The organism is Aggregicoccus sp. 17bor-14 (assembly GCF_009659535.1).
Classification (GTDB): Bacteria; Myxococcota; Myxococcia; order Myxococcales; family Myxococcaceae; genus Aggregicoccus.
Window position 1 is genome coordinate 334,964 of record NZ_VJZZ01000003.1, and the last position, 12,994, is coordinate 347,957.

The 12,994-nt window shown below is 74.0% G+C and carries 11 protein-coding genes; 6 read left to right on the top strand and 5 right to left on the bottom strand.

The genetic code is table 11. The features are described from left to right. The first annotated feature begins 126 nt into the window (after positions 1-126). Genes purL through FGE12_RS07875 form a run of 3 tightly spaced genes read left to right on the top strand, consistent with a single transcriptional unit; the run spans position 127 to position 5,555 of the window. Positions 127-4,047 (top strand): phosphoribosylformylglycinamidine synthase, encoded by a 3,921-nt coding sequence (gene purL / locus FGE12_RS07865; protein ID WP_153865774.1) that lies wholly within the window; start codon positions 127-129, stop codon positions 4,045-4,047. 21 nt (positions 4,048-4,068) lie between these two features. Next, complete coding sequence (locus tag FGE12_RS07870; RefSeq protein WP_153865775.1) at positions 4,069-4,824, top strand: 5'-methylthioadenosine/adenosylhomocysteine nucleosidase; 756 nt, start codon at positions 4,069-4,071, stop codon at positions 4,822-4,824. Continuing rightward, positions 4,821-5,555 (top strand): tetratricopeptide repeat protein, encoded by a 735-nt coding sequence (locus FGE12_RS07875; RefSeq protein ID WP_153865776.1) that lies wholly within the window; start codon positions 4,821-4,823, stop codon positions 5,553-5,555. The genes FGE12_RS07870 and FGE12_RS07875 overlap by 4 nt, the downstream gene beginning before the upstream one ends. A gap of 12 nt (positions 5,556-5,567) precedes the next feature. Here the strand turns inward: FGE12_RS07875 and FGE12_RS07880 are convergent, their stop codons facing one another. Further along, a complete protein-coding gene (locus FGE12_RS07880; protein WP_153865777.1) occupies positions 5,568-7,064 on the bottom strand; it encodes a PQQ-binding-like beta-propeller repeat protein in 1,497 nt (498 codons plus the stop codon). A gap of 152 nt (positions 7,065-7,216) precedes the next feature. On the opposite strand from FGE12_RS07880, the gene FGE12_RS07885 reads away from it, so the two are divergent. Both FGE12_RS07885 and FGE12_RS07890 read left to right on the top strand, forming a co-directional pair. Next, positions 7,217-7,588 (top strand): hypothetical protein, encoded by a 372-nt coding sequence (locus FGE12_RS07885; protein ID WP_194797688.1) that lies wholly within the window; start codon positions 7,217-7,219, stop codon positions 7,586-7,588. Positions 7,589-7,704: 116 nt separating this feature from the next. Beyond that, positions 7,705-8,487: an alpha/beta fold hydrolase gene (locus tag FGE12_RS07890; RefSeq protein WP_153865778.1), complete on the top strand. Its 783-nt coding sequence runs from the start codon at positions 7,705-7,707 to the stop codon at positions 8,485-8,487. A 10-nt stretch (positions 8,488-8,497) separates the two neighbouring features. Here the strand turns inward: FGE12_RS07890 and FGE12_RS07895 are convergent, their stop codons facing one another. The 3 genes from FGE12_RS07895 to FGE12_RS07905 all read right to left on the bottom strand — a co-directional run bounded on the left by FGE12_RS07895 (position 8,498) and on the right by FGE12_RS07905 (position 10,586). Next, the gene (locus FGE12_RS07895) at positions 8,498-9,694 is read right to left on the bottom strand and encodes a hypothetical protein (RefSeq protein ID WP_153865779.1); all 1,197 of its coding nucleotides are present in this window, start codon (positions 9,692-9,694) and stop codon (positions 8,498-8,500) included. Positions 9,695-9,827: 133 nt separating this feature from the next. Continuing rightward, entirely contained in the window at positions 9,828-10,187 is a 360-nt protein-coding gene (locus tag FGE12_RS07900; RefSeq protein WP_153865780.1) for a DoxX family protein, read from the bottom strand. Positions 10,188-10,211: 24 nt separating this feature from the next. Next, positions 10,212-10,586: a hypothetical protein gene (locus FGE12_RS07905; protein ID WP_153865781.1), complete on the bottom strand. Its 375-nt coding sequence runs from the start codon at positions 10,584-10,586 to the stop codon at positions 10,212-10,214. A gap of 136 nt (positions 10,587-10,722) precedes the next feature. Between FGE12_RS07905 and FGE12_RS07910 the strand changes: the two genes are divergently transcribed. After that, entirely contained in the window at positions 10,723-11,553 is an 831-nt protein-coding gene (locus FGE12_RS07910; RefSeq protein ID WP_153865782.1) for a helix-turn-helix domain-containing protein, read from the top strand. Here FGE12_RS07910 and FGE12_RS07915 read toward each other — a convergent pair. After that, positions 11,537-12,877, bottom strand: a complete 1,341-nt coding sequence (locus FGE12_RS07915; RefSeq protein WP_153865783.1) for a sigma 54-interacting transcriptional regulator — start codon at positions 12,875-12,877, stop codon at positions 11,537-11,539. The genes FGE12_RS07910 and FGE12_RS07915 overlap by 17 nt on opposite strands. Positions 12,878-12,994 lie beyond the last annotated feature (117 nt).

The following is a 12,994-nucleotide window of genomic DNA, read 5'->3' on the forward strand; positions in this document are numbered from 1 at the left end:
AGTACGCGCGGAACCGAGCGCCGGAGGGGACCGATCGGGCCGCCTGCCGGACAGGCAGGGCAACCGGGGCCCGCATGGCCTTTGTTTGCTGGAGGCGGCGGGCCTGCTCCGTTAGAAGGCGCCTGCATGCTCCAGATTCCCGGTAGCCCCGCTCTCTCGTCCTTCCGCATCGACAAGCTGCTCTCGCGCCTGCAGCAGCAGGTACCGGAGGCGGGCGTGCTGGGCCTCGCCTCGCGCTACGTGCACTTCGCGGAGGTGGAGGGCGGGGACGCGGCGCTCGGCGCGCAGGAGCGCGCGCTGCTGGAGCGGCTGCTCACCTACGGCCCCCGCATGGCCGAGGAGCGCGCCGCGGCGGAGCGGGCCGAGGGCACGCTGCTGCTCGTGGTGCCGCGCTTCGGCACCATCAGCCCCTGGTCGAGCAAGGCCACGGACATCGCGCACAACACGGGCCTCACGAAGGTGCACCGGCTCGAGCGCGGGGTCGCCTACTACGTGCGCACGAAGGGGGCGCTGGGCGACGCGGCGCGCACGCGGCTCGGGGCGCTCTTGCACGACCGGATGACCGAGGCGGTGCTGCCGCGCCTGGAGGACGCCGCGGGGCTGTTCTCGCACGAGGCGCCGCGGCCCCTGCGCCACGTGGACGTGCTCGCGGGCGGCCGCAGCGCGCTCGAGCGCGCGGACAAGGAGCTGGGGCTCGCGCTCTCGGCGGACGAGCTGGACTACCTCACCCAGAACTTCACGCGCCTGAAGCGCAACCCCACGGACGTGGAGCTCATGATGTTCGCCCAGGCGAACAGCGAGCACTGCCGGCACAAGATCTTCAACGGCGAGTGGGTCATCGACGGGCAGAAGCAGGACACCAGCCTGTTCAACATGATCCGCGCCACCCACCGCGCGAACAGCGAGGGCGTGCTCAGCGCGTACCGCGACAACGCCTCGGTCATCGAGGGCAGCCGCGCGGCGCGCTTCTTCCCCCGCCCCGAGGACGGCGTGTACGCCCCGAGCGAGGAGGACGTGCACATCCTGATGAAGGTGGAGACGCACAACCATCCCACCGCCATCAGCCCCTTCGCGGGCGCCTCCACCGGCAGCGGCGGAGAGATCCGCGACGAGGGCGCCACGGGGCGCGGCGCCAAGCCCAAGGCGGGCCTCGTGGGCTTCAGCGTCTCCAACCTGCGCGTGCCCGGTTTCGAGCAGCCCTGGGAGGTGGACCACGGCAAGCCGGGGCGCATCGCGAGCGCGCTGGACATCATGATCGAGGGCCCGCTGGGCGCGGCCGCCTTCAACAACGAGTTCGGCCGCCCCGCGCTCTGCGGCTACTTCCGCACCTACGAGCAGAAGGCGGCGCAGGGCAGTGAGGTGCGCGGCTACCACAAGCCGATCATGATCGCCGGCGGCCTGGGCAACATCCGCGCGAGCCACGTGGAGAAGCACGACATCCCGGTGGGCGCGAAGATCGTGGTGCTCGGCGGCCCCGCCATGCTCATCGGCCTGGGCGGCGGCGCGGCCTCGTCCATGGCGAGCGGCAGCAGCCACGAGGATCTGGACTTCGCCAGCGTGCAGCGCGGCAACCCGGAGATCGAGCGGCGCGTGCAGGAGGTCATCGACCGCTGCTGGCAGCTCGGGGACAAGAACCCCATCCTCTCCATCCACGACGTGGGCGCCGGCGGCCTCTCCAACGCGGTGCCGGAGATCGTCCACGCGAGCGGGCGCGGCGGCCGCTTCGACCTGCGCAAGATCCCCAACGACGAGCCGGGCATGAGCCCGATGGAGATCTGGTGCAACGAGGCCCAGGAGCGCTACGTGCTCGCCGTGGCCCCCGAGAGCCTGCCCACGCTCGCCGCCCTCTGCGAGCGCGAGCGCTGCCCCTACGCGGTGCTCGGCGAGGCCACGGGCGACGACACGCTCACCGTGAGCGACCCGCAGTTCGGCAACGCCCCCGTGGCCCTTCCCATGGAGGTGCTGCTGGGCAAGCCGCCCAAGATGCTGCGCGACGTGAAGCGCGTGGCGCCCGCCGGCGACACCCTGGACACCCGCGCGCTGGACCTGAAGGACGCCGCCTACCGGCTGCTGCGCCTGCCCACGGTCGCGGACAAGGGCTTCCTCATCACCATCGGCGACCGCACGGTGGGCGGCATGTGCAGCCGCGACCAGCTGGTGGGCCCCTGGCAGGTGCCGGTGGCGGACGTGGCCGTCACGGTGGCCGGCTACGACACCTACGCGGGCGAGGCCATGAGCATGGGCGAGCGCACGCCCGTCGCCGTGCTGGATGCGCCGGCCTCGGGGCGCATGGCCATCGGCGAGGCGCTCACCAACATCGCCGCCGCGGACATCGGGCCGCTCAAGAAAGTGCGCCTCTCGGCCAACTGGATGGCCGCCGCGGGTCACCCCGGCGAGGACGCCGCGCTCTTCGACACCGTGAAGGCCGTGGGCCCGGAGCTGTGCGCGACCCTGGGACTCACCATCCCGGTGGGCAAGGACTCGCTCTCCATGCGCACCGCGTGGGAGCAGGGCGGTGAGAAGCGCCAGGTGGTGGCGCCCCTCTCGCTCATCATCTCCGCCTTCGCCCCCGTGCGCGACGTGCGCAAGACGCTCACGCCGCAGCTGCGCACGGGCAAGGGCTTCGAGGAGACGGACCTGGTGCTGGTGGACCTCGGCGCCGGGCAGAACCGGTTGGGCGGCTCCTGCCTCGCGCAGGTGTACAACCGGCTCGGCGAGCGCGCCCCGGACGTGGACGCGCCGGCCACCCTCAAGGCCTTCTTCGACGGCGTGCAGGCGCTCGTGGCGGACGGGCTCGCGCTCGCCTACCACGACCGCTCGGACGGCGGCCTCTTCGTCACGCTCGCCGAGATGGCCTTCGCCGGCCGCTGCGGCGTGCGCGCCTCGCTCGACGGGCTGGGCGCTGACGCGGCCGCCGCCCTCTTCAGCGAGGAGCTGGGCGCGGTGATTCAAGTCCGCCGCAGCGAGCGCGCGCGCGTGCTCTCCGTGCTCGAGGGCGCGGGGCTGCGCGGGCTCGTGCACGTCATCGGCAGCGTGACCGCGGAGGACCGCGTGAGCATCAGCGCGGGCGGCAAGGAGCTGCTCTCCGAGAGCCGCACGCAGCTGCGCCGGGCGTGGAGCGAGACCAGCTTCCAGCTGCAGGCGCTGCGCGACAACCCCGAGTGTGCGCGCGAGGAGTTCGAGGCGAAGCTGGACCCCCAGGACCCGGGCCTCACCCCGCGCCTCACCTTCCCGCTGCAGGACACGGCCCCCGCGGTGCACACCGGCAAGGCGCGCCCGCGCGTGGCCATCCTGCGCGAGCAGGGCGTCAACAGCCAGGTGGAGACGGCGCTGACCTTCACGCGCGCCGGCTTCGAGGCCGTGGACGTGCACATGAGCGACATCCTCGCGGGGCGCACGAAGCTCGAGGGCTTCAAGGGCCTGGTCGCCTGCGGCGGCTTCTCCTACGGCGACGTGCTGGGCGCCGGCGAGGGCTGGGCCAAGAGCGTGCTCTTCAACCCGCGCGCCCGCGACGAGTTCAGCCGCTTCTTCGCGCGCACGGACGCCTTCGCGCTCGGCGTGTGCAACGGCTGCCAGATGATGTCCGCCCTGCACGAGCTCATCCCGGGCACCCAGGGCTGGCCGCGCTTCGTGCGCAACCGCTCCGAGCAGTACGAGGCGCGCTTCAGCATGGTGCAGGTGGAGAAGAGCCCCTCGCTCTTCTTCCAGGGCATGGAGGGCAGCCACATCCCCATCGCGGTGGCTCACGGCGAGGGCTACGCGGAGTTCGCCCAGCAGGGCGGCCCCGAGGCCCTGGGCAGGGCGGGGCTCGTCTCCTTGCGCTTCGTGGACAACCGCGGCCAGGTCGCCGCGCGCTACCCCGCCAACCCCAACGGCAGCCCGCTGGGCATCACCGGCATCACCAACGCGGACGGCCGCATCACCCTCACCATGCCGCACGCCGAGCGCAGCTTCCGCACCGTCATCAACTCCTGGCACCCGGACGAGTGGGGCGAGGACGGGCCGTGGATGCAGATGTACCGCAACGCGCGGCGCTGGGTGGGCTGAGCAGAGGGTCGGGGTGAGGGAATGACGTTCCCATCGAGCGGGCCCATCGGAATCCTCGGCGCCATGCCGGAGGAGGTCGCCCACCTCGTGGAGGAGATGGGCGCCTCGCGCCGCACGCACGAGCGCGGAGGGCGCACCTACCACGCGGGGCGCCTCTTCGGCCGCGATGCCGTGGTGGTGTTCAGCCGCTGGGGCAAGGTGGCCGCGGCCTCCACCGCCACGCACCTGCTCGCCGAGCACGGCGTGCAGGAGCTCGTCTTCACCGGCGTTGCCGGAGGCGCGGACCCCTCCTTGCGCGTGGGCGACGTGGTGGTGGCGAGCGGCCTCGTGCAGCACGACATGGACGCCTCTCCCCTCTTTCCCCGGCACGAGATTCCCCTGCTCGGCGTCACCCGCTTCGCCGTGCCGGAGGCCCTGCAGCAGCGCGCGCTCCAGGCCGCGCGCCGCTGGCTGCAGCGCCCCGAGGCGCTCGCGCCGGAGTTCGGCGTGACGGCGCCGCGCGCCGTGCTGGGCGAGGTGGCCAGCGGGGACAAGTTCTTCGCCCGCGCGGACGAGCTGCAGGCGGTGCGCGCGCGGCTGCCGGGGCTCGCGTGCGTGGAGATGGAGGGCGCGGCGGTGGCGCAGGTGGCGCACGAGTACGCGGTGCCGCTCACCGTCATCCGCACCCTCTCGGACGCGGCGGACGAGCACGCGCCGGTGGACTTCCTGCGCTTCGTGCAGAGCGTGGCCGCCCGCGCCTCGCACGGCATCGTGCGCGAGCTGCTGGAGCGCGCGTGAGCGAGGCGCCTCCGCCCCGGCGCGGGCAGGGGCGGCCTCCGGGCGAGGCGCGCGCGGTGCTCGAGCAGCTGCGCCGCGTGGAGCGGCTGCGCAAGGGCGGCCACGTGGAGGACGCGCTCGCGCTGCTGGACACGCTCATCGGCCAGTTCCCCAAGGATGCCCGGCTGCAGCTGGAGCGCGGGCTCACGCTCGCCATCGGGAAGCGCGCGCACGCCGAGGCCCTCGCGCCCTACTCCGCCGCCATCGCGCTCGCCCCCAGCATGCTCTCGGCCCGCCTGCACCGCGCCGTCGCGCTCGCGGCGCTGGGACGGCACCCGGAGGCGCTCGACGACCTCGACGCGCTCGAGGCCGCGCACTACCGCAACCAGACCGTGGTGGAGCTCTTGCGCGCGGAGTCGCTCGAGGCCCTGGGCCGGCTCGCAGACGCGGAGGGCGCGTGGACGGCTGCGCTCGCCGCGGACCCGAAGAGCCCCTGGCTGCACGAGCAGCGTGCGCGGGTGCGGCAGGCCCTGGGGCGCTCACACGAGGCGCTCGCGGACCTGGACGCGGCGGTGCACCTCACCGGGGAGGAGCTCCCGGACCCCGAGCTGCTGCGCGACCGCGGTCTGCTCCTCTTGCAACGGGGTGACACGAGGCGCGCAGGCGAGGACTTCCGCGCGGCCCTCGCGGCGCTCGGGGGCAGCGAGGAGCCGCTCACGGTGGAGCTGCGCGGGCTCCTCGCCGACGGCTGAGCCCGGAGGCCCCTACTGCGCGGGGATGCGGTACGCGCGCAGGGTGCCCTCGAAGCTCAGCCACAGCACCAGGCCTTCGCTCACGGTGGGAGCGGCGTAGGTGGGGCCAGCCGAGTCGAAGCGGGCAAGGGCCTCGCCGCTGCTCGCGTCCAGCAGCTCGAGGCTGCTGTGGGTCGAGTCCGGCGTGGTGGACTCCACCACCAGCACGTCTCCGACGAGCGGCATCCCGGCCATCACGAAGCCCGGCGGCGTGTGGCGCCAGCGCACGGCGCCCGTCGCCGGGTCCAGCGCCAGCACGCTGCCCTCCGCCCCGTCCTCGGTGCGGCCGCCCGCGGCGTAGAGCGTCCCGCGCGCGAAGGTAGGCGCGACGAGGCTGCCGAGGCCCGCGAGCGGGTCTCCGCCCAGCGCGAGCCGGCGCGTCCACGCAGGGCCCGCGGCGAGCGCCTCGCGGCGCAGCGCGTACAGCACGCCGTCCTTGTTCGCCGCGGCCACCATGCCCGTGCCATCCGCGAGCCGGTACAGCGTGGGCGAGGCGCCGAAGTCGCTGTTGTCCTCGGGCGCCGGGGTCGGGTTCTGCCAGGAATCGCGCACCTCGAGCGTGCGCGCATCGAGCCGCAGGAAGGCCTGGGCGTACGGGATGCTCGCGAGGGCGTTGCCATGCGGGTCGCCCGTGGTGACGTGCAGCTCGCCCCGGGCCGCATCCACCGAGATGCTGCTCCACACCGAGGCGCCTGCCATCCCCGGCGCCGTGAGCGACACCGAGCGCGAGGTGAAGGTCTCGAGGTCCACCGCGATGACCCGGCCGCCCACGGACGCGCACTTGAACACCGAGCCCACGCCCACGTAGAGCGCGCCCAGCTCCGGCGAGATGACGGGCGAGGACTGGATGAACTCCGGAGGGTCCGCCACGGACGCGAGCGTCACCTGGCGCAGCGTGCGCCCCGTCGCGGCGTCCAGCGCGTAGAGCGCTCCGTCCGGCGCCGCCACGTACACCGCCCCCTGGTAGACGGCGGGCGCTGCGTAGAAGCCCGACTGGTCCTCCTTCTGCGAGCAGGCCGCGCGGAAGGTGTGCGGGAAGACGCGCTCCCAGCGCACCCGGCCCGTCGCCGCATCCAGCGCCAGCACCTTCGCCGAGAAGCCCATCGTCACGTAGAGGGTGTCCCCCACCCGCACCGGCTGGGTGACGCCGTAGGCGCCGAGCTCCGCGGTCCACGCGGGCGTGAGCGCGCGGGCCTGCGCCGCGGTGAAGGTGCCCGGGTTGTGCCAGGTGCCCTCGGGCCCCGCGCGGTACTGCCCCCAGGGGCCTCCGCCCACGGACCCTGCATCCGGAGGCCCCGCATCGGGCTCGCCCGCGTCAGGCGTTCCCTGGTTCGGCACGACCTCGCCGGGGCCCGCGTCCGGCAGGTCCGGTGGATCGTGAATGGGCAACGGCGGCGGCGGCTGCCCCGGACCGGAGCAGCCGATGACCAGTACTGCCCACAGCCATCCCCACGTGCGCTGGTCGAGCATCCGCTCCCCTCCTCCGAGACGCGGCAAGCTGGGAATGGCGGTGCAGGCTGACAACCCCGGTGCGTTGCGCAGTGCCATGCGGTGGACCCACCGGGCCGTGACGGAGCGCGCTATCACCCGGGGATGCCCCCCATGCCCCAGAGCCCCCGGCCGTGAAGCTCGAGCGCCACGTCGGAGGCCTCTCGCTCGCGCGCAAGGCGAACTACCTGCGCGCCCGCGGCTGGCGCGAGGAGGAGCGGGGCCGCTGGACGAGCGAGGTGTTCGGCCCGCACCCGCTCGCCAAGGCGCTGCACCACCAGCTCACCGACGACCTGAGCCAGGCGCTGCGCGAGCGCGGCTGGCAGGTGCTGGGCTTCTCCGAGCGCGGCTACGTGCAGCTGCGCGAGGGGGAGCGCGGCCGCCCCTGCTCGCTGCCCAAGGCCCTGCGCACCCAGGCGCGCCGGGAGGGACGCCCCGTGGCGGAGCTCACCTACGCGCTCTTCCTCGCGGCCCTGGTGGGCCCCGAGGAGGGCGGTCCGGGGTGAGCGATGTGCGCGGAGGGCCCGTTCGCCCCCGGACGCGCCGCAGCCCCGTCCCTTCGCTCCGGGGCGTGAAAAGGCGCAGACTGCCTTCGATACGCGCGCACGGGAGGAGCTGACCCATGAAGCACAAGGCCCCCACCACCACCACCGTCGCCGGCGCTGCCGGCAAGCTGATGGCCACCTCGGAGGGCGACGGCGGGCTGCCGCTCCTCTTCGTCCACGACAACGCCGCGGACCACACCCACTGGGCCGAGACGCAGCACGGCCTGCAGACGCGCACGGTGGCCTTCGACCTGCGGGGCCTGGGCGACAGCGGCGGCGGCCACGGTCCCTTTGGCGTCGAGGCCGCGGTGGAGGACGTGCTCGCGGTGGCGGATGCGCTGCTGCCGGAGAAGTTCGTGCTGGTGGGCCACGGCTTCGGCGCGGCGGTGGCCGGCGCCTTCGCCACCTACTACCCCGAGCGCCTCGCGGGGCTGCTCTACGTGGAGGCGGCCGGAGACCTGCGCCAGGTGCCGCAGGCCGAGCGCGACGCGCTGCTCGAGAACTTCGCCCCGGCGAAGTACGGCGCCTTCCACGAGCACTGGCTCGCCCCGCTGCTGCTCGAGGCCAAGCCGCCCACGCGCACCCTGGTGATGAAGACGCTGCGCACCTCGCGGCGCGAGGCGATTCTCGGCAACCTCGAGTCGCTCTACCACCACGACCCGGGCGAGGCCTTCGAGGGCTACACCGGCCCCACCCACGCGCTCGCGGCGACGACTGGCCCGGGGACGCTGGTGGGCCAGCGCCCCTCGCTCTCGCGCTCGGTGGCGCCGCACGCGAGCCACTGGCTCATGCTGGACTCGCCTCAGTGGTTCCACGCGGAGCTGGTGCGCTTCCTCGGGCAGTGCCGCCACGGGCACTGAGGCGCTTGCCCTAGCGCAGCAGCCCGCTCCACCAGCGGTGCGAGCAGGTGCAGGTGGCGCCCGTGCAGGTCTCGTTCGCGCGCTGCAGCACCAGCGTGCCGTCCCAGCCCACCTCCACGTCGCGCGTCGTGCAGGCCGAGGGGCCCTGGTACAGCTGCACGCTCGCGCACAGCGCCCCCGAGGGCGCGTGCACCTCCACCGTCTGGCGGCAGGGCGTGGCGGCAGCGCCCTCGAAGGGCAGCAGCGCGTAGCCGCCGCGCGCGTGCACCAGGCGCAGCGTGTGGTTGGGCCGCGCGGCGAGCCACGCGGGCGCCGGGTCCACGGCGGTGCTGCCCGGCGTGAAGCGTGCCACCCACGCGCCGTCGCGCTGCAGCACGAGCGAGCCGTCCAGCAGCGGCACCAGCTCCAGGTGCGTGGGCACGGTGGGGACGAGCTCGTCGTAGAACTCACCGGTGAGCAAGGTGCCGTCCGCGGCCACCCAGCGCGCCACCGCGTGCGCGCGCCACTCCCAGATGGCGAGCGCGGGGCCGGTGGTGGACACGCCCACCACCATCCACGCCGGCCGGTCTCCGATGACGCCGCTCGTCACCTGCACGGCGGGCCCGCGCGGAAGCGCCGCCGCATCGAAGCGCCGCAGCGCCACCGTGAAGGGGTGGTTGCCCGTGGGCAGCACGCGCCGGTACAGCGTGGCGCTGCCGCCCAGTGGATCCTGCGCGAGGGTCCAGCGGCGCTCGACGTCTCCATAGTCGCTGAGCCCCGTGAAGGGCCCGGGCCCGAGGTCCGGCCGGAAGCCATCCAGCACGGTCGCGTCCGAGGGGCCCGGCTCGAGGAAGCTGGTGATGGCCTGGTACCCCACCGGCTGGGGCACGAGCGGAAAGCGGTTGATGCCGCCGGACGTGGCGACGGGGCTGCCCGCGGGCGTGCGCGAGTGCCAGTTGAAGCGGGTGTCGAGGCCCTCCACGTTCGTGTCCACGAGCGCCACGTAGCCCGTCCCCTCGCTGGTGCCCCCGCGGCAGGTGTTGGCAGCGGGGATGTCGTAGCGGTCGTCGATCATCCGCGCCGAGGACGAGGGCACGAGCCCGGCGCACTCGGGGCTCGTCGACGTGGGCTCGACCGTGAGCGGCGCGGGACAGCCGGCGGAGAAGACGGCGAGGCCTGCGAGCAGCAGCAGCGCGCGGGCGGACACGGCGGGCGTGGGCGTGGACAAGGTTCCCCTCCAGAGCTGTGGGGCGAGCGGGCGAAGGACCGCTGGCCCGGCAGACTGGCCGCGAACGCCCCCGCTCCCCACTGTCCTTCGGGGGAGCCGCAGCGCTCGCTGGCGCACAGCAGGGGGGAAGCGCCTAGCGCGTGTACCAATACGCCCACGCGATGAGCACGAGCTGCAGCGGCAGCCGCGCCCACAGGAGCCACAAGGGCCCCGGGTCGCGCCCGAAGCCGATGTGGTTCACCGCCATGTTGATGTTGGCGGGGAACACGGCGACGTAGAGCGCGATGAGCCCCCACGCGCTCCAGCGCTGGGTCGCGGGGAAGAGCAGCCCCAGCCCGAGGAGAATCTCCGCCGCGCCGCTCACGTAGACGAGCGCGAGCGGCGCGGGGAGGAACTTCGGCACGATGCGCACGAAGCCCTTCGGCCTCACGAAGTGCATCACGCCGGCGAACACCATGAACAGCGCGAGCAGGACCTTGAGCGCGAGCTTCATGCGCCCGGACCCTACTCCAGTGCGCTAGCCCAGCGCCGGGGAACGCTGCAGGCCCGCGTACTGCGCCAGGGCGAAGCCCGCCACGACCACCGCCTGGAAGAGCACGAAGGCGCTGCCCAGCGCCGTGGGGCTCACCCAGCCGAGCGCGAGCAGCAGCACGCTGTCCAGCGCCCACAGCCCGTTGTAGAGGACCACGGCCCACACCGCCGCGCGCGGCGCCCGGGCACTTCGCGCGAGCAGCAGCACGAGGAGGGCGAAGGGCAGCAGGCTCACGCCTGCCCAGCGCAGCAGCGGCTCGGGCATCCCGAGCAGCGCTGCGAGCAGCGGCGCGCCCAGCGCGAGCAGCAGTCCGGTGGCGGCGGTGACGACGGCGTCGAGGGTGAGGCTGAGGCGCAGCATGGGAGCTCCAGGGGAGAGGGGTTCGAGCGCCCGGCCACGGCGGCCGGGACAGGAGCACGATGCGCCCCGCCCGGGGGCTGCGCGATTACCTGCGAGGTAATGGAAGCGCAGCCCCTCCCGGGGCATCGTCTGCGCCATGGCCCCTGCCCACCGTCCCGTCGGAGACCTGCTGCGCGAGTGGCGCCAGCGCCGTCACCTGAGTCAGCTGGAGCTCGCGGGCGTGGCGAGCGTGTCCGCGCGCCACCTGAGCTTCCTCGAGACCGGCCGCTCCCAGCCCAGCCGCGAGATGCTCCTGCTGCTCGCGCGCCGCCTGGAGGTGCCGCTGCGCGAGCGCAACGCGCTGCTCACCGCCGCGGGCTACGCCCCCATCTACCGCGAGCGCTCGCTGGATGACCCGGCGCTCGCGCCCGCGCGCGCCGCCGTGCAGCTGGTGCTCGCGGGCCACGAGCCCTCGCCGGCGCTCGCGGTGGACCGGCACTGGAACCTCGTCGCCGCGAACCGCGCGCTCGCGCCGCTGCTCGAGGGCGTGGACCCGGCGCTGCTGCAGTCCCCTGCGAACGTGCTGCGCATCGCGCTGCATCCCCACGGCCTCGCACCGCGCATCCTCAACCTCGCCCAGTGGCGCGAGCACCTCCTCACGCGCCTGCGCCACCAGGTGGACGCGAGCGCGGACGCGCAGCTCGAGGCGCTCCTGCACGAGCTCGAGGCGCTGCCCTGCCCCGTGTCGCGTGAGCAGGAGGCGCTGCCGCTCGGAGACGCGGAGGGCTTCGTCGTGCCGCTGCGGCTGCGCGTGGGCGAGCGCGTGCTTACCCTCTTCAGCACCACCACGCTGTTCGGCACGCCGATGGACGTGACGCTCGCGGAGCTGGCCATCGAGACCTTCTTCGCCGCGGACGCCGAGACCGCAGGGGCGCTCGCGCAGCTGTGTCCTCCTGCCCCCGCGCGAGCCGCTACCCCACCCCACTGACCCCGAGCCGTTTCATCATCGTGCGCACCGTGCCGCCGGGGTCCTTCGCCGCGCCTCTGCCCACCTCACCGAGCAGCCGTGCAGCTTCTGCAGCATTGCCCCCGGCGCGCCGCAGCGCGGCCTGAAGCGCCACGCGCTCGAGCATCTCCAGCTCGGCGCGGAGGTTCATGCTCCCGGCCGCGACCTTTCGCTCCACCTCCTGCACGGAGACCACGCCCGTGCCCGCGCCTGCGCGCTCACGCCGCCACAGCCGGCGCGGGAGGTCCGACACCAGCAGCTCGTCGCCCGCGCGCTTGGCCACCAGCGCGCCGTAGATGACGTTGCGCAGCTCGCGGATGTTGCCGGGCCAGGGGTAGGCGCGCAGCACGTCGAGCGCCTCGGGCGTGGCGCCACGCACCCGCGGCCGCCCCTCCGTCACCTCCTCCTGCGCGTAGTAGCGCTCCATCCACTGCAGCACGAGCGGCTCCAGGTCCTCGGGGCGCTCGCGCAAGGGGGGCAGCTCGATCTGCACGGTGGACAGGCGCTCGTACAGGTCGTCGCCGAAGGTGCCGCGCTCGATGAGCTTCTTCAGGTCGCGGTTCGTGGCCGCGAGGATGCGGAAGTCCACCTTGTGCCAGGTGCTCTCGCCGAGCCGCGACACCACCCGGTCCTCGAGCACGCGCAGGAGCTTCGTCTGCAGCGCGAGCGGCGTGTCGTCGATCTCGTCGAGGAACATGGTGCCGCCCTCGGCCGCCACCACGAGCCCGTCGTAGCTCTTCACCGCGCCGGAGAAGGCGCCCTTCGTGTAGCCGAACAGCTCGCCCTCCATCAGCTCGTTGGGGATGGCCGCGCAGTTGATGGGCACGAAGGTGCGCGCGCGCCGCTCGGACCACTGGTGGATGAGCCGCGCGGCCACCTCCTTGCCCGTCCCCGTCTCGCCCGTGAGCAGCACCGGCATGCTGGTGCGCGCCGCCTGCGCGATGCGCGCGAGCAGCACCTTCGCCGCTGCGCTCCTCGCCGTGAAGGTCTCCGGCACCGGCGGCGCGAGCTCCTCCACGAGGCACTCGGAGAGCCGGCGCAGGAGCCGCGCCTCCCAGCCCTCGGCGCCCGTCCACAGCGCGTCCACCGCCCCCTGCTCCACCGCCGCGCGCAGCGCCTCCACGGGCAGGGGCCGCGCGCTCAGCCACACCCAGCGCCCCGCGGGCAGGCGCCCCGAGAGCCGCGCCTGCGCCGTGTGCACCACGTGCGCCCGCGCGCCCTCCTGCCCCAGCCGCCAGCCCGCCTGCTCGAGCCGCTGCCGCAGCTCGGGCCCCGGTGCGGCGCCCGTCCACTCGAGGATGTCCATGCCCACGAATTGAACACGGAAGCGACGCGATTCCAATCGCGTCCCGCTCGGACGAGGGCCCGGGTTCCGGGTACTTGGCCCTGGCCTGGGCGGTGCAATCCAGGGGGGTAGCGCCGC